Here is a 20,544-nt window from a genome sequence, read left to right as displayed (position 1 = left end):
CACCGGCCCGACACCTATTGTTCCGTGTCCGTCAGGCGGACCACCTGCGCCGCAGGCACTGGGTGCCGGTTACCGTGGTTACACCATGAGCGATCCGCAGACCTCCGAGGTCCCCACTCTCCTCGTCAAGATTTTCGGCAAGGACAGGCCGGGCATCACGGCCGGCCTCTTCGATACTCTTGCCGCCTACATGGTCGACGTGGTCGACATCGAGCAGGTGGTCACGCGAGGCCGCCTGGTGCTGTGCGCGCTCGTGACCCAGCCCCCGGCGGGGCTGGAGGGCGATCTCCGGGCGACCGTGCACAGCTGGGCCGAGTCGGTGAAGATGCAGGCGGAGATCATCTCCGGCCGCGGCGACAACCGGCCGCGCGGTCTCGGCCGTTCCCTGGTCACCGTCCTCGGCCACCCCCTGACCGCCGAGTCGACGGCCGCCATCGCCGCCCGGATCGCCAAGACCGGCGGCAACATCGACCGTATCTTCCGGCTCGCCAAGTACCCGGTGACAGCGGTCGAGTTCGCGGTGTCCGGCGTGGAGACCGAGCCGCTGCGCACCGCCCTGGCCTCCGACGCGGCCGAGCTCGGCGTGGACATCGCGGTCGTGGCGGCGGGTCTGCACCGGCGGGCCCAGCGGCTGGTCGTCATGGACGTGGACTCGACGCTCATCCAGGACGAGGTGATCGAGCTCTTCGCCGCGCACGCCGGCTGCGAGGACCAGGTCGCCGAGGTCACGGCGGCCGCGATGCGCGGCGAGCTGGACTTCGAGCAGTCGCTGCACGCGCGTGTGGCGCTGCTGAAGGGGCTGGACGAGTCGGTCGTGCAGAAGGTGCGCGCCGAGGTGCGGCTGACGCCGGGCGCGCGGACCCTGATCCGTACGCTGAAGCGGCTCGGCTACCAAGTCGGCGTCGTCTCGGGCGGTTTCACCCAGGTCACCGACGATCTGAAGGAGCGGCTCGGGCTGGACTTCGCCCAGGCCAACACGCTGGAGATCGTCGACGGGAAGCTGACCGGCCGGGTGACCGGCGAGATCGTGGACCGGGCGGGCAAGGCGCGGCTGCTGCGCCGGTTCGCCGCCGAGGCGGGCGTGCCGCTGGTACAGACGGTGGCCATCGGTGACGGGGCCAACGACCTGGACATGCTGAACGCGGCCGGTCTCGGTGTCGCCTTCAACGCGAAGCCGGTGGTCCGCGAGGCCGCGCACACCGCGGTGAACTTCCCGTTCCTCGACACGGTCCTGTATCTGCTGGGCGTCACCCGCGAAGAGGTCGAGGCGGCGGACACCCACGACGAGGGCTGAGCCGGGAGCTGACCCGTCCGGCCGACGATCCGGACACCCCGCACGGACACCCCGCACGGACACGTCGATCGGACACCCCGATCGGGACGCGAGGGCCCGGCACCGTTCTCCGCGGTGCCGGGCCCTCGACGTGCCACGTCAGTGGTGGCGCGGTGGTCTCATTCGGAGGGTGCCCAGTAGTCCGCGAGTGTGGCCGCGCCGGGCTCCAGAGCCTTCCAGGAGCCCTCGTGCGTCACGACGGCGAAGGCGGCGGCGGGAAAGCCCCGGCGGTTCATCCGCTCGCGGGCGTCGGCCTCGGCGGTGCCGGCGAGGATCTCGGTCACCCCGTGCACGCCGGGGTTGTGACCGATGAGGATCACGTTCTGTACGTCGTCGGGCACCTCGTTGAGCACGGCGATCAGCTCGCCCGGCGAGGCCTCGTACAACCGCTCCTCATAGATGGTTTTCGGCCGGTGCGCGAGCTCATGGACGGCGAACTTCCAGGTCTCCCGGGTACGCAGGGAGGTGGAACACAGGGCCAGGTCGAAGGTGATACCGCTGTCCGCCAGCTTGCGTCCGGCGACGGCGGCGTCCATTCGGCCCCGGTCAGCGAGCGGTCGCTCGTGGTCGGTCACCTGTGGCCAGTCGGCTTTCGCATGGCGGAAGAGGACGATCCTGCGGGGTTCTGCGACGCTCATGGCACCCAGCTTCGCATGAAACAGGCCATCGGGCGCAGGGAGTTGACATGCGACTTCGCCCTGCCCGGCGGCCGGCGCCGAGGTACGGCGGCTAGCGGGTGACGAGCTGCTGTACGCGCTCGAAGAGGTGGGTGACGGCGGGGTCGCCGGTGGCCGCGTGGGCGTCCGCCGGGTTCAGTATGAGCATCAGCAGGGCGACGAAGGCGAGCGCGGGAAGGGCGAGCGCCCACCAGGGGAGCCGGATGTCGACGCTGCCCGGGGTCGCCGGGTGGGGCCGGGTGTGCGTTAGGGCCGGCATGATCGCCTCCGCTGGTCTCCGAGGTCCGTCGGCCGTCCTCGCGGCCACACCTCGAAACTACGGAATCCGCGGTCTCCAACCCATCCGGTGATCCACCCACTTGACCCTGACCCTCACCCCCTAGGGGATGGTGGGGCTAGCCCCACCATCGGCCGCGGGGGCGGTGGCCGGCGTGGTCAGGGGGACGCGAGGGTCGCGATGACGGCGATGACGATGAAGATGGCGAAGAACGAGCCGAAGACGATCAGCATCTTCTTCTGACCGTTCTGGGGGTTCGGGTCGAGCACTGGCATGGGGCCAGTCTGGCACCCCCGGAAGGGGACGGACCGGGCGGGGGGGCCGCGACACGGGTCGGCGGGGGCCGGCAGGGGCCGCCGCGAGGACGGCACAGGCCGCCGGAGGGACGGCACAGGCCGCCGGGGCCGGTGCGACGAGGCGGTGCCGGCCCGACCTACGTCACACGCTCCCAGCCCGACCTACGTCACACGCTCCCGGCCCGACCTACGTCACGCGACTCCGGCCCGCCCTACGTCGGACGACCCCGGCCGGCTCCGCGTCACGCGGCCCCGGCCGCCTCGTCCTCCACCGTGCAGTCGCGGCCCGCGAGGACGCCGACGGCCATCTGCGGGATCATCAGACCGATCATGAGGGCGATCGGCAGACCCCAGCCGCCGCCGTGCTGGTAGAGCACGCCCACCAGCAGCGGGCCGGGGATGGAGATCAGGTATCCGGTGCTCTGGGCGAACGCGGAGAGCTGGGCGACGCCCGCACCGGTCCTGGCCCGCATCCCGACCATGGTGAGGGCCAGCGGGAAGGCGCAGTTCGAGATGCCGAGCAGCACGGCCCAGGCCCAGGCGCCGCCGGCGGGCGCGAGGTACAGGCCGGCGTATCCGGCGAGGCCGCAGACGCCGAGCGCGATCACGATCGGGCCCTGGTGCGGCAGCCGGGTGGCCACGCGCGGGATGACGAAGGCCAGCGGTACGCCCATCGCCATGGTGACGGCCAGCAGCAGCCCCGCCGTGCTCGCGGAGACGCCCGCGTCCCGGAAGATCTGCGCCATCCAGCCCATCGTGATGTAGGCGGCGGTGGCCTGCAGCCCGAAGAACACGGCGAGCGCCCAGGCGGTACGGCTGCGGGTGATCCGCAGGGCGGGCGGCTGCCGCTCCGCACGCGCGCGTGCCGCGGCCCCGGCCCGGGCCTCGGGGACCGGTGCCGTTCCCCGGTCCCGTACCAGTGGAACCCACGGCAGCACCGCAGCCGCCGCGAGCCCGCCCCACACGGCCAGCCCGGCCTGCCAGCCGCCGCCCAGCGCGTCGGTCATGGGCACGGTCACCGCGGCGGCCACCGAGGTGCCGGCGGCGAGGGCCATCGAGTACAGGCCGGTCATGGAGCCGACCCGGTCGGGGAACCAGCGCTTGACGATGACCGGCATCAGCACGTTGCTGACCGCGATGCCCATGAGCGCGAGCGCGCTGCCGGCCAGGAACCCGGCCGTGCTCCCGGCGTACGGGCGTATCAGCAGGCCGGCCGTGACGGCCACCATCCCGGCGCAGACCACGGCCACCGGGCCGAAGCGGCGGGCGAGACGGGGAGCCGTGACGCCGAAGACGGCGAAGCAGAGCGGGGGCACGGAGGTGAGCAGTCCGGCCACGCTGCCGCTCATGCCGAGGCCGTCCCGGACCTCCTCCAGGAGGGCGCCGAGGCTGGTGATGGCGGGCCGGAGGTTGACCGCGGACAGCACGATGCCGATGACGACCAGCCGTGTCGTCCACGCGCGCGTGGCGGTCGCGGGGCTCCCTTCGGGTGCCGTCGACCATGCAGTCGTCCCCGCAGTCGTCCCTGCAGTCGTCCCTGCAGTCGTCCCTGCTGTCGTAGACGTCGCGCCTTCGATTTCCTTGCCTGCCATGAGGCCCATCATAGAATCATGGGATGATTGGTTGTCCATCCCCGGGCAGGCCCGATCGTTCCCGCCGGGTCCTCGCGTGCGAAGGTGTGTCATGCCTCTGAGCCATCCGCGCCGCTCGGCGCTGTCCGAGCAGGTCATCGCCGAGCTGCGGAACCAGATCACCTCGGGCGAGTGGCCGGTGGGCTCGCGCATCCCCACCGAGCCGGAGCTGGTCGAGCAGCTCGGGGTGGCCCGGAACACCGTCCGGGAGGCCGTCCGGGCGCTGGCGCACAACGGCCTGCTGGACATCCGCCAGGGCTCGGGGACGTATGTCGCGGCGACCAGTGAGCTGGCCGGTGTGATGCACCGCCGGTTCGCCGAGGCCGATCCCCGGCACATCGCCGAGCTGCGTTCCACCCTGGAGTCGTCGGCCGCCCGGCTGGCCGCGGCCCGCCGCACCGAGAAGGATCTCAGGCAGCTCGACGCCCTGCTGGCGCGCCGCGAGCAGGCCTGGCGGTCGGGGGACGCGGAGGCCTTCGTGACGGCGGACGCGACCCTGCACCTGGCCGTGGTGGCCGCCTCGCACAACGACGTGCTGACGGCGATGTACGCCGACCTGGGCGAGGTGCTGCGGGACTGGCTGCGCGCGGACGTCGGCGCCGAGCTGACGCCGCAGTCGTACATGGACCACGCCCGGCTGGTGGAGGCGATCCGCGCGGGCGACGCGGACGCGGCGGCGAAGGAGGCGGCGAGCTACCCGTTCCTGTGCCGTCCGGACCGGTTCAGCTCACCTTCTGGTGGCTGATCCACACCGCGCGGACCTCCTTCCAGCAGCGGCCGGAGAGCCGTACGGTGAGCGCCGGGCCGGCGTCGACCGGGGAGCCGTCGGTGTCGATGTCCCACCACTGGGCGCACTCGATGTGCAGCCGGACCCGGTCGGTGTCGACATAGGGGTTGTGGCAGTAGGCCACCACATGGGAGCCGCGGACGGTGGTCCGGCACGACGCACCGAACAGCTCCGGGGCCGGTTCGTGCCCGCTCGGCACGCGCGTGTGGGACTCCGCGTCGCAGGGCAGCGTCAGCACCAGGGCGAGGGCCAGGGTCACCGGGGCCAGGCTGCGGGACAGGCGCACAAGGGGACCTCCTCGGCCGGGCTGGGGAGGGACGTCGCGCGGTGAACGCTCGCTCCACGCGTAATCCAGGGTGCGCCGCCGCAGCGACGACGGCCCGGCCGGTGGGCCGAACGGGTGAGGCCCGCACCCTCACGGGATGCGGGCCTCGGGGGTCCGTGCGGGTCAGGCGCCGATGGCGTGCAGACCGCCGTCCACGTGGATGATCTCGCCGGTGGTCTTCGGGAACCAGTCGCTCAGCAGGGCGACGATGCCCTTGCCGGCCGGCTCCGGGTCCTTGAGGTCCCACTCCAGCGGGGAGCGGTGGTCCCAGACGGCGGCCAGGTCGCTGAAGCCCGGGATGGACTTGGCGGCCATGGAGCCGATCGGGCCGGCGGAGATGAGGTTGCAGCGGATGTTCTGCTTGCCCAGGTCGCGCGCGAGGTAGCGGCTGGTGGCCTCCAGGGCGGCCTTGGCCGGGCCCATCCAGTCGTACTGCGGCCAGGCGTACTGGGCGTCGAAGGTGAGGCCGACGACCGAGCCGCCGTTCTGCATCAGCGGCAGGCAGGCCATGGTCAGCGACTTCAGGGAGTACGCGGAGACGTGCATGGCGGTGGCGACGGACTCGAACGGCGTGTTGAGGAAGTTGCCGCCGAGCGCGTCCTGCGGGGCGAAGCCGATGGAGTGGACGACGCCGTCGAGGCCGCCGAGTTCCTCGCCGACGAGGTCGGCAAGGCGGCCGAGGTGCTCGTCGTTCGTCACGTCGAGCTCGATGACCTTGGTGGGCTTCGGCAGCTTCTTGGCGATGCGCTCGGTCAACGTGGGCCGCGGGAAGGCGGTGAGGATGATCTCGGCACCCTGCTCCTGGGCCAGCTTGGCCGCGTGGAAGGCGATGGAGGACTCCATCAGCACACCCGTGATCAGGATGCGCTTGCCCTCGAGGATTCCACTCATGGTGATCAGTGACCCATTCCCAGTCCGCCGTCAACGGGGATGACGGCTCCAGTGATGTACGAGGCGTCGTCCGAGGCGAGGAACCGCACCGTCGCGGCGACCTCCTCGGGCTCCGCGTACCGGCCGAGCGGCACCTGCGACACGATGGTGGCGCGCTGCTCGTCGGTGAGCACCTTGGTCATGTCGGTGTCGACGAAGCCGGGCGCGACGACGTTGAAGGTGATGTTGCGCGAGCCCAGCTCCCGGGCGAGGGACCGCGCGAAGCCGACCAGGGCGGCCTTGGAGGCGGCGTAGTTGGCCTGGCCGGGACCGCCGTAGAGGCCGACGACCGAGGAGATGAGAACGACGCGGCCCTTCTTGGCACGCAACATGCCGCGGTTGGCGCGCTTGACGACCCGGAAGGTGCCGGTGAGGTTGGTGTCGAGGACCGAGGTGAAGTCCTCCTCGGACATGCGCATCAGGAGCGTGTCCTTGGTGATGCCGGCGTTGGCGATCAGGACCTCGACCGGGCCGTGCGCGTCCTCGATCTCCTTGTAGGCCTGCTCCACCTGCTCGGAGTCGGTGATGTCGCACTTGACGGCCAGGACGCCCAGTTCCTTGAGGACGGCCGGCGGCTCACCGGAGCGGTACGTGACGGCAACCTTGTCGCCGTTGTCGGCGAAAGCACGGGCGATGGCGAGGCCGATGCCCCGGTTGCCTCCAGTGACGAGAACCGAGCGGCTCAACGGATCACCCTTTCGTTCGGTCTGACCACCCGCCCGAACAGCTGACACGACAGGCGGCTTCGTCAGAAACCTACCGGTCCCCTCACGGCCGCGGGCATTGGGGCACCAACAGCGGAAGGCGGACGCTCCTGTGGAGTTCCTACAGCTCGCCGCATCACGCGCGTTGCCGTGCCGGAAGGTCGTCCCGCCCGCCCGGCCTCAGTTCTCGTCGGACCAGCGCTCGTCGAACCCGGCGAGTTCGTCGCACAGGGTGCGCAGCGTTCGGTCGAACAGCACCCCTCTGTGGGACAGCACGTTGCGGGCCAGAACCAGCCGCTCCAGCAGCTGACGGTCTTCCCTCGGCAGGTTGAGGTGTCCCTGTCGGCAGGCGCTGAGCATCGGTCCCACCTCTATGCGCTGAAAGGCTTCCTCCGGACGTGTCCGGTACTCGGCCGGAACACGCTCCACATAGCGGGCGACGAGGTCCGCGACAGGCCCGGTCCGGCCTGCCAGCGCGCGCAGTGCCAAGCGGCGCCGGACGTCCTCGATCCAGGGCAGCAGAATGCGCGCCTGGGCCTGGCTCACCAGCACGCCCAGCTCTTCCGGGTCCCTCACCTCCGCGCACCAGACCGCCGGGTGCGCGCGGGCCCGGCCGTCCCAGGACTGCAGCAGTCCTCGCGCCCAGGCCGCTCGCAGCCGGACGGAGGGCCGGTACCCCGAGCCGAGGCCCGGATGGACGACGGTGAGCCCCTGCGCATCGGGGAGGCGGCCGACGAGGCAGGCCCGCAGGCTGTCCTCAAGCGTACGCACGTTGCCGTCCCAGCAGCGCGACAGCCGCCAGCCGAGCACCGGATCAGGTCCACAGACCTCGCTCACGACCTCGTCGCGCACGGATCGCAGGATGCGGTCGCGCAGTCGTTCCCCGTACCGGTGCACGTCATGGCCCGACGTCATGGCCACGGATGCCACCACGGTGGCGCTGTCCAGCCTGTCGAGAGTGCCCCACCACCAGTGCACGGCCGAGGAGGCGAGGTTGAGCTCCAGTTCGTCGGGCAGCTGCGGCGGGAGGTCGCCGACCCGCGCGGTCACCAGCAGCCGGGGCCTGTCCTCCGGGACCAGCCCGGCCTGCTTGACGGCGGCGCTGAGCGAGCGGATCAACCGGGCGATCTCCCGCCCGCGCTCCCCCTCGGGTTCGCTCGGCCCGCCTGCCGGCTCGGGCTCCTCCCAGGCACGGATGCCGATGACCGGCCGCCAGGGTCGACCGGGCTCGGTGAGGGAGTCGATCACCGTGGCCGGGGTGACGGAGAGCTCCTTGGCAAGCCTGCCCAGCAGGTCGGACCCCACGGGTTCGGGCAGCAGGGCGGACCGGGGCGGCGCGCCGCGCTGCTGCGGAATGTCGGGTTCCCAATCGATGGTGAACCCGTTGTCGTAGTCCTCGAGGACCGGCAGATCGTCCGTGGGCCAGCCGATCGGCTCCGGCAACCGGGACACGGCCTCCTCCGCCTCGACGAAGGCAGGCAGGTCCAGACGCTCGGACGAGGAGTACAACGCGGTGTGGTGCAGTTCCGCGCCGTATCCGGCCGCCACCAAGTCGTCCGGAAGCAGCCACAGGCAGTGCAGCCCGGCGGCCAGGTCGGCGGCTATGCGACCGATCTGGCGCCGCACCCCGGGCAGGTCCGACAGCGCCCTGGGACTCAGTTCCACCTCTCACGCCCCGGAGACGCGGGCACGTGCCGCCCGGAAGGTGACGGGGTCCACGGCCAGTCCCGCCGGCAGGGCGTCCAGAACGCCGATCAGGTCGAGGCGGTCGAGCCAGCGCCGGGTCTCCTCCAGATCGCGTTCGATCGCCGCGGCCACGTCGTCCAGGGGGACTCCCTGGCCCTCGTCGACGTACGAACCCCACATGCCGAGCAGTTCCTCGTCCTCGGCGTCGAGGCCGGAGCGGTTCCAGTGTTCTGCCAGGTTCTCCGGCTTCGCGATGGCCCGGCTGACCGCGTCGAGTGAGCTCTCCAGGGTGGCGCCCCGGACGGAAACCTCCGCGATGGCCTGCTCCACGAAGGGAGCCCAGCCGCCCGTGGCCGCGATCAGACGGCCTCGATCGCCCCCGGACACGAAGGGACACTCCGGCCAGGCGCGCAGACTGTCCACGGTCCACCGTTCGGGGCGCAGATGACGCACGGGCAGCGGCGCGTCCGCACGCGCGTCACGCAGCGCCCCGGCGACGACGGCGTCGGCCAGGAGGAACACGGACCGGGTCCCGGTGTGCTTGCGCGCGGTCGAGCGCACTCGCTCGTCGGCCGCGGGGCCGGCGTGGTCGACGCACTGCTGCACGGCGACGGCGAGTTCCACCGGATCCAGACCGCGCAGATCCGCCACCAGGACGTAGTTGCGGCGCATCCGGGTGGCTTCGGAGAGGACCGTGCGCAGGTCGTCGGGAACCTTGACCTTGCGCACCTCCACACCGCGCGCCTCGGCGAAGGCCTCCGCCGCGCGGATCATCAACGGCGGCTGGTACAGGGCGGTGGTGCCGATCAGTGTGACGCCCGGCTGGGCGGCGTCGTGCAACTGGCCCTCGGTGAGCGGGCTGTACCGCTGGATCAGGTTGCCGTTGTCGCGTCCCAGCAGACGCCGTGCGGCGCGCGGGTCGTAGTCGTACGGAAGGCTGAACTCGCTCTCCCTGAGTTCGAGTTCGAGCTCCTCCCGAGTGCCGAGCATGTTCACGACGTTCGGGCTGCGCACCGCGAAGCGGCGGTCGCCGAGCTGCACGAGGAGGCCGAGGCCGACCATCTCGGTGAGGTAGATCTCGACTCGTCTGACCCCCAGCTCGTCGAAGCCGTCCGACCACGCGTCGCGTGCCAGATCGAGGAGCTGTTCGGGCGTGTAGTCGCCGCGGTAGCGGTCGGCGAGGCTGCGCAGGGCGATCACCAGGGTGAGGACCCGGTAGCGGTCCTCCAGGTTGATGGTGAACCGCAGCCGCTCCGCCAGCCGTCTGCGTACCGTCTCGGAGGCCGCGACGCCCTGGACGTCCTCCTCCTTGATCCTGGTGGGGTGCTCCGCCTCGGGACGGGGGCGGCCCTGCAACGTGCGCACCAGTTCACTGCAGAAGATCTGCACCAGATTGGCCTGGTAGTTGGTGATGGCGAGGATCCGCCAGACCAGTTCCGGCCGGTCGAAGACGAATCCGAGCGCGGCCATCGGCTCGGTGACCAGCCGCACCGCTGCATGCGGCTTCAGCGGCCCCACCAGCACGTCCGGACCGCCGTGCGCCGTGGAGACGTTGGACAGGTCACCGAAGCGCTGCACCTGGTGGAGACCGGCGAACACGATCTTGAGGCGGCGGTTGGTCTGCTCCATGAGCTGCTGGAACCGCTTGACGTTCTGGAAGGTCGACTCACCGCCGGCGCGGAAGACCCGGCGCGAGTCGGCCGTCAGGAAGGCGTCCGCCTCGTCCGCGAGGATCAGCAGCCGGCGCGAGTCGTCCTCGTCCAGCCAGTCACGGATGCGTCTGGCCACCGTGTCGGGGGTGGCCCGGTCCGACAGTTTCGCGCTGAAGACCTGCCGCCGCTTGAGTCCCTCGGCCAGCAGCGACCAGATCTGCTCGGGCGGCTCGGCCTGCCCGATCTCGGCCTTGAGCAGGTCGAGGTAGACGGCGACGTTGGACTCGGAACGGCTCGGGAAGAGTTCGGCCACCCGCTGCAGCAGGGCGGACTTGCCCAGCTGACGTCCTCCGTAGAGGAACAGGCCGCCGTTGGGGTCCATCACCTCCCGCAGTTCGTCGTCCCGCCCGTAGAACACCTCCGGAGGCACCAGTCCCGCGACGAACGGCGTGTACGGGTTGTACGACGTCCAGGGCAGCGTCACCCGTTGCAGCGCGCGGAACGACCGGGGCGCCCGCGCGGCCATCCATCCGAACACCGCGGGGTCCACGACCAAGGCCTGCTGGGCGCGCCCGGAGGCCGCCTCGGCGAGCGCCTTCCGTCCGCCGAGGCCGAGCGGGTGGAGGTAGAGCACGATGTTCGCGTCGACGTCCGCGTCCTCCAGGTGGGCCAGCGCGCCGCCGTCACGCTGTTCCTCCCAGACGAGCAGGATCGTGTACGAGGTGGCACGGGAGCCGAGCGCGGCGACGTAGCCGGCGGCCTCCGCGACGGAGGCGCGGAGCTTGAGCCGGCGTATGCCCTGGCCGGGCCTGTCGGAGTTGAGGGAAGCGGTGGCGGGCTCAAGACCGAGCAGGCGCAGCACGCGCGGGATGTGCTGCTGCCACTCGCTGCTGCGCCCCTTCTTCGAACACAGCGCCTGCCAGGATTCGAGCGCCTGCTCCGCGGCGGAGGTGAGCCGGGCGTCCGAGCCGTAGCGCCGGACCCACCACGAGGCGTGGACGCCCTCCCCGCCGGGCTGGGGCACACCCGCGCCGGTGAGTCCCGCGACGAACTCGACGAGCTCCGATCCGTCGTCCTCCGGCCGCTCGGGAAGCTGGTTCCCGCCGCCCGCCAAGGCCAGGAACTCCTGGGCGGTGACGGTGTCGCCCTCCTCTATGAGGTCCCAGATACGGTCGTGGTCGCTCTGGGCGAGCGGGCGCTCGGGGTCCAACCGGAGGTTGTCCAGGTCCTGCCGGAGCCGGTCGGTGGAGTTCTCGACGGTGACCCGCAGCTCCTGGACGAGCTGGGCGAGTCGGGTGAGCGCGTGCCGGTAGCGGCCCGCCTCGTCGCCGTCGGCGAACTCCTCCAGCCGGCCGGTGAAGTCCCGCTCCTCGTCGGGTGCCATCAGGTTGAGGGTACGGATCTGGGCGAGGAGCCCGGCCGCCTCACGGTGCCGTTCGGTCGTGCGGTTGCGCCAGTCCTTCTCCGCCTCGCGGATACGCCGGCTGGCCGTGTCGGCCCAGTCCTCCGACACGCCTACCGCGTGTACCGGATTGCGCTCGGTCCACGCGATCAGGGCGCGGGCGAGGTGCAGGTCCCCGGTGCCGAGGTAGGCGGTCAGGGCGTCATCGGGAGACACGGGGGCCAGGAACGCGGCCATCGCGCGCGGGGTACGGGGGTCGTTCAGATCAGGCTGCCCGTCGGTGTCCCTGGGCAGACCGGGACTGAGCAGCAGGAAGTCGGCGGACGGCGGCGCGGCGAAAGGTCGTTGTTCCGCGGAGGTGAGCGCGCTGGTGTCGGCGACGTAGTGGCCGACGAGCCAGTCCCGGAGCAGACCCAGGGCGGCCCCGCCGACGCCCGGCGGGACCTCGTACGTCTCCAGTTCGCTGACGACCGCGCCGAGGGCCGGCAGTTCGCCGCCCTTCGTCGCGCCGCGGCTGCGGATGACCCCGGCGACCGCGTCAGCCTTGGCCAGCACTTCGCCCACCGACCGCACCGCCGCGTGCAGCTGGCGCAGTGCGCCGGAGTGAATGGGTTCCTTCGCCTGCTTGGGGGTACGGAACCGGCTGTCGGCCTCCTCGATGAGCCGGTCGGTGTGCTCCGGCCGTCTGAAATGCTCGCTCAGCCGTGCCACCTGCGCGGGATCGCCGCCGTGCGCCCAGTCCACCACGGCCTTGAGCGCCTGGTGGAGGGCGCCCGACGGTCCGGCGAGGTACTGCAGTACCCGAGAGGCTCGCTGGTACTTGATCTTCCGCCGGGGCAGGTCCTCGAGGAGGACGCGCGCGTCCTCGCCGAGGTCGCGCAGGGTGAGGGTGTCTCCCGGGTCGGCGAGGTCCTCGATGGCTCCGGGTACGAACGTCTTGCAGTCCCGTACGGCGGAGACCAGCACGGTGAGCAGCTGCTGCCAGGGGGTGGGCAGGCCCGACGGCGAGGCGAAGTCGCTGACCAGCACGTGCGGCCAGCCTGCACTCAGGCCTGCCCGCAGCGCCGCGACCGTGGCGACGAGAAGTGCCTCCCGGTCGTCCGCGAGGGTCACGGGGGCGACGTCGTGGTCGATCTGTACCTGAGTCGCCTCGTCGCTTCCCACGCAACCGAAGGCTGCTGTGGCGAAGGCAAGCGCCTGCACACGCGTCTCGGGCTCTCGCGAGGCGGCGGCCGTCATCCAGTACGCCTGCGGCAGCCGTCCCTCGGCGACCAGCTGAGCCACGGGCGAGCGCTGTCCCGTCTCCCAGGGTTCGGCCGGGTCCCAGTCCGCGAACTCCATGCCCGAGGGCCAAGGGGTGTCGTCCGGGTACTCGACGGTCTCGACCGCAGTGGCGTCATCCACGGGGTGCGCGACCATCACGGACTCGGGCACGATGACGGGATCGGTCGGCGCGGGCACGACCGCGCTCGGCACGGGCACGACCTCGGTCGGCACGGGCACGACCTCGGTCGGCACGGCGGGCACGACCTCGGACGCGGCGGGCATGACCTCAGGCGCGGCGGGCTCGGCCGAAGCCGCGGCGGGCTCGACCGAAGCCGCAGTGGGCTCGGCCGGGATCGGTGCGGTTTCGGCAGCGGAGAAGTCAGGCCCCCTCGGCAGTTCCGGGGCGTCGCGTTCGAGCCGGGCGGGCGGGCGCTCACGGGTGTCGGAGGCGGCCGCTCCGCCCGACGCCGCGAGGTCGGCGGCGTCCGTCCGCTCGGGATCGACCGCCTCGGCCTGTTCCGGCCGCGGTGTCCCGTCGGCGGGCCGGGAGAGCTCGTCGTCCGCGGCTCCGGGGGTGCTGCCGCTCACCGCTTCGGTCCCCGGGGCCGACTCGAGCTCGGAGATCTGCCCCGTCAGCCTTTCCAGCGCCTGCTCCAGATGCGCGGCGACGGCGTCCTCCGCCTCGGCGATCATCTGCTTGAGCTGCTCCGCCTGCCGACGCAGCCCGTCAAGTCTGCGTTCGCGTTCCTCGGCCGCCCGAGCATCCAGGAGGTCCAGCTCCGCTTCCAGTTCGCGGAAGCCCGCGTCCGCGTCCCAGCTCCCACCGGCGGCTGTCACACTCTCGGCGAGGAGGGAGCGCTGTCGCTGCCAGTCGGTGATGTCGTCCCGCGTCCAGCCCGGCTCCGCCACGGACCGGCCCTCCGCCAGCCGGTCGGCCGTCTCACGCAGTGCCCGTGCCAGCCCGTCCGCCCGATGCCGCAGGTCCGCGGTCGCAGAACGCTGTACGGGTGCCGTCTCGGCGGTGGTGTTGGCCTGGGACTCGGGGGACGTCATCGTGGCGGCTTCCGGTTTCTCGTGAGGTACGGCGGTGGTGAGGGCGTTCAACGACGGGCCGATGTCATGTGCGTGGGGCGGCGGTTCGCAGTCGGCGGCGTGAAAGTACCTCTCCGGCTGCTCCTCGACCAGTTCCGCGACGGGCAGTTGGGCCGAGCGCGGATGAAGAAGGCCGTGAACCACGCATCGCGCGAACTCGGGGTCGAGCACCTCCAGCAGGGTGACGAGTTGTCCGGCGGTCGGCTCAGCGACCACGTGGCCCGGAAAGCCGTACTCGTCACGCAGCATCCTGGCCGCCCTGGCCACGGCACAGACCGCCGCGTCGGCCAACTGGGCCTCTTTCGCCCGGGCGAACCAGACCCGCGCGGCCTGTACCTCCTGGCGTGTCACGCCCTGGGCCGCTCGGGATTCCTTCGGGTAGCGGCAGACGCATCGGCGCCGCCGCAGGCACACATGGCGTATCAACAATCGCCGCATCCGGACATCGTCGAGCGACGACAACCAGGCACGGAACTGGCGTCCCCACCCCTCCATGCCCAGATATTGTCACGCCCCTCTGACAACGCGTGAGGTACTTGCGTCATCCGACGGGGACGCGGCCTGGCGCAAACCTTTGGCCGGTGGTGGTCGGGCGCGACATGATCAGGGTGACCACCACTCGTCGTCACGCCGGCAGGAAGAGACGCAGATGCCTCATACCATCGACGAAGCCTTCACGGCGCTTCCGCTACGGGCTCTGGCCGACGCCGCGCTGGCACGCGCGCGTGCGCTGGGGGCCGAGCACGCGGACTTCCGGTTCGAGCGGGTGCGCAGCGCGTCCTGGCGGCTGAGGGACGCCAAGCCCGCCGGATCGTCGGACACCACCGACCTCGGGTACGCGGTCCGGGTCGTGCACGGCGGCACGTGGGGCTTCGCGTCGGGGGTGGACCTGAGCCTCGACGCGGCCGCCAAGGTCGCCTCGCAGGCGGTGGCGATGGCGAAGCTCTCGGCGCAGGTCATCAAGGCCGCAGGGTCCGACGAGCGGGTGCAGCTGGCCGACGAGCCGGTGCACGCGGAGAAGACGTGGGTCTCGTCGTACGAGATCGATCCGTTCTCCGTGCCGGACGAGGAGAAGGCGGCGCTGCTCGCGGAGTGGAGCGCGCGGCTGCTGGCGGCGAACGGCGTCAACCACGTCGACGCCTCGCTGCTCACCGTGCACGAGAACAAGTTCTATGCGGACACGGCCGGGACCGTGACGACCCAGCAGCGGGTGCGGCTGCATCCGCAGCTGACGGCGGTGTCGGTCGACGAGTCCAGCGGCGAGTTCGACTCGATGCGGACCATCGCACCGCCGGTCGGCCGCGGCTGGGAGTACCTCACCGGCACCGGCTGGGACTGGGACACCGAGCTGGAGCAGATTCCGGAGCTGCTGGCCGAGAAGATGCGGGCGCCGAGCGTCGAGGCGGGTCTGTACGACCTGGTGGTCGACCCCTCCAACCTGTGGCTGACCATCCACGAGTCCATCGGCCACGCCACCGAACTGGACCGCGCGCTCGGCTACGAGGCCGCCTACGCCGGCACCTCCTTCGCCACGTTCGACCAGCTCGGCAAGTTGAAGTACGGCTCCGAGCTGATGAACGTCACCGGCGACCGCACCGCCGAGCACGGCCTCGCGACCATCGGCTACGACGACGAGGGCGTCGCGGGCCAGTCCTGGGACCTGGTGAAGGACGGCACGCTCGTCGGCTACCAGCTGGACCGCAGGATCGCGAAGCTGACCGGCTTCGACCGCTCCAACGGGTGCGCGTACGCCGACTCCCCCGGGCACGTCCCCGTGCAGCGCATGGCCAACGTGTCCCTGCAGCCGGACCCGGCCGGGCTGGCGACGGAGGACCTGATCGGCGGGGTCGACCGCGGGATCTACGTGGTCGGCGACCGCTCCTGGTCCATCGACATGCAGCGCTACAACTTCCAGTTCACCGGCCAGCGGTTCTTCAGGATCGAGAACGGCCGGATCACCGGGCAGCTGCGCGATGTCGCCTACCAGGCGACGACCACCGACTTCTGGGGCTCCATGGCGGCCGTCGGCGGCCCCCAGACGTACGTCCTCGGCGGCGCCTTCAACTGCGGCAAGGCCCAGCCGGGACAGGTCGCCGCCGTGTCGCACGGCTGCCCGTCGGCCCTCTTCAAGGGCGTCAACATCCTCAACACCACGCAGGAGGCCGGTCGATGAACGTCAGTGCAGGACTCGGCCGGGGGTCCGGGGGTTGCCCCTCGGGTAAGCACAGTCTCAACACCACGCAGGAGGCCGGTCGATGAGCGCCCGTACCAACAAGCCGCACGAGATCGTCGAGCGTGCGCTGGAACTGTCGCGGGCCGACGGCTGTGTGGTCATCGCCGACGAGCACTCCACCGCCAACCTGCGCTGGGCCGGCAACGCGCTCACCACCAACGGCGTCACGCGCGGCCGCTCGCTCACCGTCATCGCCACCGTCGACGGCAAGGAGGGCACCGCCTCGGGCGTGGTGTCCCGGTCGGCCGTGACCGCGGACGACCTGGAGCCGCTGGTGCGGGCCGCCGAGGCCGCCGCCCGCGGTGCCGGGCCCGCCGAGGACGCCCAGCCGCTGGTCACCGGCGTACCGGAGGCCCCGGACTTCGCGGACGCGCCCGCCGAGACCTCCTCCGCTGTGTTCTCCGACTTCGCCCCGGCGCTCGGCGAGGCCTTCGCACGCGCGCGTGCCGGCGGTCGCGAGCTGTACGGCTTCGCCAACCACGAGCTGGTGTCGACGTACGTGGGCACCTCGACCGGGCTGCGGCTGCGGCACGACCAGCCCACCGGCACGCTGGAGCTGAACGCCAAGTCGCCGGACCGTACGCGCTCCGCGTGGGCCGGGCGGTCCACGCGGGACTTCAAGGACGTCGACCCCGGCACGCTCGACGCCGAGCTCGCCGTACGGCTGGGCTGGGCCGAGCGGCGCGTGGACCTCCCGGCCGGCCGGTACGAGACGCTGCTGCCGCCGACCGCCGTCGCCGACCTGCTGATCTACCAGCTGTGGTCGGCGTCGGGCCGGGACGCGGCCGAAGGACGGACCGTCTTCTCCAAGCCGGGCGGCGGCACCCGGGTCGGCGAGAAACTGACCGACCTGCCGCTGACCCTGCGCAGCGACCCGAACGAGCCGGGTCTGGAGTCCGCGCCCTTCGTCCTCGCGCACTCCTCCGGCGGGGACCAGTCGGTCTTCGACAACGGGCTGCCCGTCGCCCCCACCGAGTGGGTCGCGCGCGGTGAGCTGAAGAACCTGACGACCACCCGGCACAGCGCGGGCCTCACCGGGCTGCCGGTCGCCCCGGCGGGCGGCAACCTGATCCTCGACGGCGGCCAGGACCGCTCCCTGGAGGACATGGTCGCGTCGACCGAACGCGGGCTCTTGCTGACCTGCCTCTGGTACATCCGCGAGGTCGACCCGGCGACGCTGCTGCTCACGGGCCTGACCCGGGACGGCGTCTACCTGGTGGAGAACGGGCAGGTCACCGGGCAGGTGAACAACTTCCGGTTCAACGAGTCGCCGGTGGACCTGCTGGGGCGGGCGACCGAGGCCGGGCGCACGGAAAAGACGCTGCCGAGGGAGTGGAGCGACTGGTTCACTAGGGCTGCGATGCCCGCGCTGCGCGTGCCCGACTTCAATATGAGCTCTGTCAGTCAGGGCGTATAACCTCGTAGCCGGTGGTCGCACGACTACCCGAAGATCATCCAGAGATCTGCCGAAGATCGTTCAAGGAGATACGAGAACCGTGACGGACATCGTCGACGAACTGAAGTGGCGGGGGCTCATCGCCCTCTCCACGGACGAGGACGCATTGCGCAAGGCGTTCGCGGACGGTCCCGTCACGTTCTATTGCGGCTTCGACCCGACCGCGCCCAGCCTGCACCTCGGCAACCTCGTGCAGATCCTCACGATGCGCCGGATCCAGCAGGCGGGCCACCGCCCGCTGGGCCTGGTCGGGGGTGCCACCGGCCTGATCGGTGACCCGAAGCCGAACTCCGAGCGCACGCTCAACGACCCCGAGGTCGTCGCCCAGTGGGTGGAGCGACTGCGCGCCCAGATCGCTCCGCTGCTGGACTTCGAGGGTCCGAACGCGGCGGTCATGGTCAACAACCTGGACTGGACGCAGGGCCTGTCGGCCATCGAGTTCCTGCGGGACATCGGCAAGCACTTCCGCGTGAACAAGATGATCGCGAAGGAGGCCGTGGCCCGGCGCCTGGAGTCCCAGGAGGGCATCAGCTACACGGAGTTCAGCTACCAGATCCTGCAGGGCATGGACTTCCTGCAGCTGTACCGGCGGTACGGCTGCACGTTGCAGACCGGCGGCAGCGACCAGTGGGGCAACCTCACCTCGGGCACCGACCTGATCCACAAGGTCGAGCCCGACGCCGTGGTGCACGCACTGGGCACGCCGTTGATCACCAAGGCCGACGGCACCAAGTTCGGCAAGACGGAGTCCGGCACGGTCTGGCTCGACCCGGAGATGACCACGCCGTACGCCTTCTACCAGTTCTGGCTGAACGCGGACGACCGGGACGTCTCCAAGTTCCTGCGGATCTTCAGCTTCAGGTCCCACGAGGAGATCGAGGAGCTGGAGCAGCAGACCGAGGAGCGTCCGCAGGCGCGGGCGGCCCAGCGCGCGCTGGCCGAGGAGCTGACGACGCTGGTGCACGGCGCCGACCAGACGGCTGCCGTGATGGCCGCCTCCCGTGCCCTCTTCGGGCAGGGCGAGCTGGCGGAGCTGGACGGTCCGACGCTGGCCGCCGCGCTGTCCGAGGTGCCGCATGTCCGGGTCGCCGAGCTGGGTCCGGTGGTCGACCTGTTCGCCGAGGTCGGGCTGGTGGCCAGCAAGTCCGCCGCGCGGCGGACCGTGAAGGAGGGCGGGGCCTACGTGAACAACGTGAAGGTGACCGCCGAGGACGCGGTACCCGCCGCCGACGAGCTGCTGCACGGGCGGTGGCTGGTGCTGCGGCGGGGGAAGAAGAACCTGGCGGCCGTGGAGGTCGTCGGTTCGTAGGGGTGCGGGGTGCGTTGGCGGCCGCGGGTTCGATGTGGCTGAGTTCGCCCACGCGGCGGAGCCGCACATTGGCACAGCCCCGCGCCCCTTACGGGGCGTGCTGTTTCCGCTTCCCCAGTGTCGCCGTGTACGCCATGTCGCCCAGGAAGACGATGATGATCGCCGCCACCAGCTGGAACAGGTGACGGGTCCAGTCGATGCCCTTCGTCTCCGCCACGCCCACCGCGCGGGCGATCGCGTTGCCGGCGACGGCGCCCAGGATGCCGAAGATGGTCGTCAGCCAGAGTGGACTGTGCTGCTTGCCCGGGATGACCGCCTTCGCGATCAGACCCAGCACGAAACCCACGATGATCGCCCACAACCAGCCCATGACTGCCTCCTCGTACGGCTCGACGTGAGCATTACGCCAAGTCTGGGTCCGTACGCCGTACGGCGCATGTCGGTAGGGCCGTACGCGCTACGGCGCAGGGCGTTCACGCAGGCGGGAGGGCGACCCGGTCTCGAAGGCGGCGCAGGCGCGGCGTAACGTGGAAAGCGTCCTGGCCCGGTTCCCCGAGCGGGTGCGGACCGGGTACGGGCCGGTGGGAGTCCGATGCGGGCGAATGGTGGAATGTGATGCGGAAGCAGCGCGGCGACGGCAACGTCCAGGTGTTCCGGATCACCGGAGCCCGCACCGGCCTGGCGGAGGACGTACGCGGCCGGCAGCGGCGGTACATCATCTCGATGACCGTGCGGACCATGTCGGTGATCCTCGCGGTGACGTTGTGGAACGTCGAACGGTACGTGGCCGTCGTGGCTTTGGTGCTCGGGGCGCTGCTCCCCTATGTCGCCGTCGTGATCGCCAACGCCGGACGGGAACGGCCGCCGTCGCTTCCGTCGACCTTCGGGGTCGCGCCGACCCGGCTGATGATCACGCCGCCGCGGGCGGAGGCGCCGCATGCGGAATCCGTCCCGGAGGACGTGGTGGCGGACCCGGCGGCGGGGGCGGTGAGGGGCGAGCGTCCGGATTCGGCCTGACGATCGGGACGTGTCGCGGACAGGCGGCGACCCGGCTCGAAGCTCAAGAAATGCTCAGATCTATCGTGCTGTTCCAGTGCCGGGCCAAGGGTGACCCGTGACATACTGCGTACGCGCTCCGCATCCCCCGTCGGAGCGACGGACCGACGCCGGGCAGCTCCCCCCGTGGCTGCTCGGCGTCGCCTTGTTTGCGGGGCTTTTTTGCGAGACGAAGCAGTGCGAGACGAAGCAGTGAGTGACGTTATTTGCTCAGCGAAGGGCTGTCGCGCCGCCGCCGTGTGGGTGCTGGCGTGGAACAACCCGAAGATCCACACGCCGGAGCGGCGCAAGACCTGGCTCGCCTGTGAGGAGCACCGGGAGCATCTCTCGCAGTTCCTGGGGGTGCGAGGGTTCCTGAAGGACGTGGTGCTGTTGCGGGAGTGGGAGTCGGAGTCGGAGGCGGATTCGCCCGGGCGGGCCGAGTAGGCCGGG

Annotated in this window: 17 protein-coding genes; 7 read left to right on the top strand and 10 right to left on the bottom strand. The window is 71.1% G+C overall.

The window, feature by feature from the left end:
* The first annotated feature begins 85 nt into the window (after positions 1 to 85).
* The gene (gene serB / locus ACFWPQ_RS06955) at positions 86 to 1,294 is read left to right on the top strand and encodes a phosphoserine phosphatase SerB (RefSeq protein WP_384030703.1); all 1,209 of its coding nucleotides are present in this window, start codon (positions 86 to 88) and stop codon (positions 1,292 to 1,294) included.
* Positions 1,295 to 1,452: 158 nt separating this feature from the next.
* On the opposite strand, the gene ACFWPQ_RS06950 is transcribed toward serB, so the two are convergent.
* The 4 genes from ACFWPQ_RS06950 to ACFWPQ_RS06935 all read right to left on the bottom strand — a co-directional run bounded on the left by ACFWPQ_RS06950 (position 1,453) and on the right by ACFWPQ_RS06935 (position 4,175).
* Positions 1,453 to 1,971, bottom strand: coding sequence for a SixA phosphatase family protein (locus ACFWPQ_RS06950; RefSeq protein WP_384030701.1), 519 nt, complete (start codon positions 1,969 to 1,971; stop codon positions 1,453 to 1,455).
* A gap of 91 nt (positions 1,972 to 2,062) precedes the next feature.
* A complete protein-coding gene (locus tag ACFWPQ_RS06945) occupies positions 2,063 to 2,269 on the bottom strand; it encodes a hypothetical protein (RefSeq protein ID WP_384030699.1) in 207 nt (68 codons plus the stop codon).
* Between the two features lie 176 nt (positions 2,270 to 2,445).
* Positions 2,446 to 2,562 (bottom strand): SGM_5486 family transporter-associated protein, encoded by a 117-nt coding sequence (locus ACFWPQ_RS06940; RefSeq protein WP_089107830.1) that lies wholly within the window; start codon positions 2,560 to 2,562, stop codon positions 2,446 to 2,448.
* A gap of 263 nt (positions 2,563 to 2,825) precedes the next feature.
* Positions 2,826 to 4,175 carry a CynX/NimT family MFS transporter gene (locus ACFWPQ_RS06935; protein ID WP_384030697.1) on the bottom strand — a complete coding sequence of 450 codons (1,350 nt, stop codon included), beginning with the start codon at positions 4,173 to 4,175 and terminating at the stop codon, positions 2,826 to 2,828.
* A gap of 91 nt (positions 4,176 to 4,266) precedes the next feature.
* Between ACFWPQ_RS06935 and ACFWPQ_RS06930 the strand changes: the two genes are divergently transcribed.
* Positions 4,267 to 4,959, top strand: coding sequence for an FCD domain-containing protein (locus ACFWPQ_RS06930; RefSeq protein WP_361284516.1), 693 nt, complete (start codon positions 4,267 to 4,269; stop codon positions 4,957 to 4,959).
* Here ACFWPQ_RS06930 and ACFWPQ_RS06925 read toward each other — a convergent pair.
* The 5 genes from ACFWPQ_RS06925 to ACFWPQ_RS06905 all read right to left on the bottom strand — a co-directional run bounded on the left by ACFWPQ_RS06925 (position 4,937) and on the right by ACFWPQ_RS06905 (position 14,409).
* Complete coding sequence (locus ACFWPQ_RS06925) at positions 4,937 to 5,287, bottom strand: hypothetical protein (protein WP_384030695.1); 351 nt, start codon at positions 5,285 to 5,287, stop codon at positions 4,937 to 4,939. The two genes, ACFWPQ_RS06930 and ACFWPQ_RS06925, sit on opposite strands and share 23 nt — an antisense overlap.
* Positions 5,288 to 5,449: 162 nt before the next feature.
* A complete protein-coding gene (gene fabI / locus ACFWPQ_RS06920; protein ID WP_361284510.1) occupies positions 5,450 to 6,217 on the bottom strand; it encodes an enoyl-ACP reductase FabI in 768 nt (255 codons plus the stop codon).
* Positions 6,218 to 6,222: 5 nt separating this feature from the next.
* A complete protein-coding gene (gene fabG, locus ACFWPQ_RS06915) occupies positions 6,223 to 6,942 on the bottom strand; it encodes a 3-oxoacyl-[acyl-carrier-protein] reductase (RefSeq protein WP_384030692.1) in 720 nt (239 codons plus the stop codon).
* A 198-nt stretch (positions 6,943 to 7,140) separates the two neighbouring features.
* Positions 7,141 to 8,625 carry a hypothetical protein gene (locus ACFWPQ_RS06910; RefSeq protein WP_384030690.1) on the bottom strand — a complete coding sequence of 495 codons (1,485 nt, stop codon included), beginning with the start codon at positions 8,623 to 8,625 and terminating at the stop codon, positions 7,141 to 7,143.
* Between the two features lie 3 nt (positions 8,626 to 8,628).
* A complete protein-coding gene (locus ACFWPQ_RS06905) occupies positions 8,629 to 14,409 on the bottom strand; it encodes a hypothetical protein (protein WP_384030688.1) in 5,781 nt (1,926 codons plus the stop codon).
* A 298-nt stretch (positions 14,410 to 14,707) separates the two neighbouring features.
* Between ACFWPQ_RS06905 and ACFWPQ_RS06900 the strand changes: the two genes are divergently transcribed.
* The 3 genes from ACFWPQ_RS06900 (at position 14,708) to tyrS (ending at position 19,056) form a co-directional block, all read left to right on the top strand.
* On the top strand, positions 14,708 to 16,231 hold the full coding sequence (locus tag ACFWPQ_RS06900; RefSeq protein WP_384030685.1) for a TldD/PmbA family protein: 1,524 nt from the start codon (positions 14,708 to 14,710) through the stop codon (positions 16,229 to 16,231).
* An 82-nt stretch (positions 16,232 to 16,313) separates the two neighbouring features.
* Positions 16,314 to 17,708 carry a metallopeptidase TldD-related protein gene (locus ACFWPQ_RS06895; RefSeq protein WP_384030683.1) on the top strand — a complete coding sequence of 465 codons (1,395 nt, stop codon included), beginning with the start codon at positions 16,314 to 16,316 and terminating at the stop codon, positions 17,706 to 17,708.
* 79 nt (positions 17,709 to 17,787) lie between these two features.
* Positions 17,788 to 19,056: a tyrosine--tRNA ligase gene (gene tyrS / locus ACFWPQ_RS06890; RefSeq protein ID WP_384030681.1), complete on the top strand. Its 1,269-nt coding sequence runs from the start codon at positions 17,788 to 17,790 to the stop codon at positions 19,054 to 19,056.
* Positions 19,057 to 19,144: 88 nt separating this feature from the next.
* On the opposite strand, the gene ACFWPQ_RS06885 is transcribed toward tyrS, so the two are convergent.
* Positions 19,145 to 19,426: a GlsB/YeaQ/YmgE family stress response membrane protein gene (locus ACFWPQ_RS06885; RefSeq protein WP_384030679.1), complete on the bottom strand. Its 282-nt coding sequence runs from the start codon at positions 19,424 to 19,426 to the stop codon at positions 19,145 to 19,147.
* A gap of 245 nt (positions 19,427 to 19,671) precedes the next feature.
* Between ACFWPQ_RS06885 and ACFWPQ_RS06880 the strand changes: the two genes are divergently transcribed.
* Entirely contained in the window at positions 19,672 to 20,073 is a 402-nt protein-coding gene (locus ACFWPQ_RS06880) for a DUF3099 domain-containing protein (RefSeq protein ID WP_384030677.1), read from the top strand.
* 231 nt (positions 20,074 to 20,304) lie between these two features.
* A complete protein-coding gene (locus ACFWPQ_RS06875) occupies positions 20,305 to 20,538 on the top strand; it encodes a hypothetical protein (RefSeq protein WP_384030675.1) in 234 nt (77 codons plus the stop codon).
* Positions 20,539 to 20,544 lie beyond the last annotated feature (6 nt).

Source organism: Streptomyces sp. NPDC058464, from assembly GCF_042721035.1.
In the GTDB taxonomy this organism is placed as follows: domain Bacteria; phylum Actinomycetota; class Actinomycetes; order Streptomycetales; family Streptomycetaceae; genus Streptomyces.
This window is presented reverse-complemented; position numbering and strand designations above follow the sequence as displayed.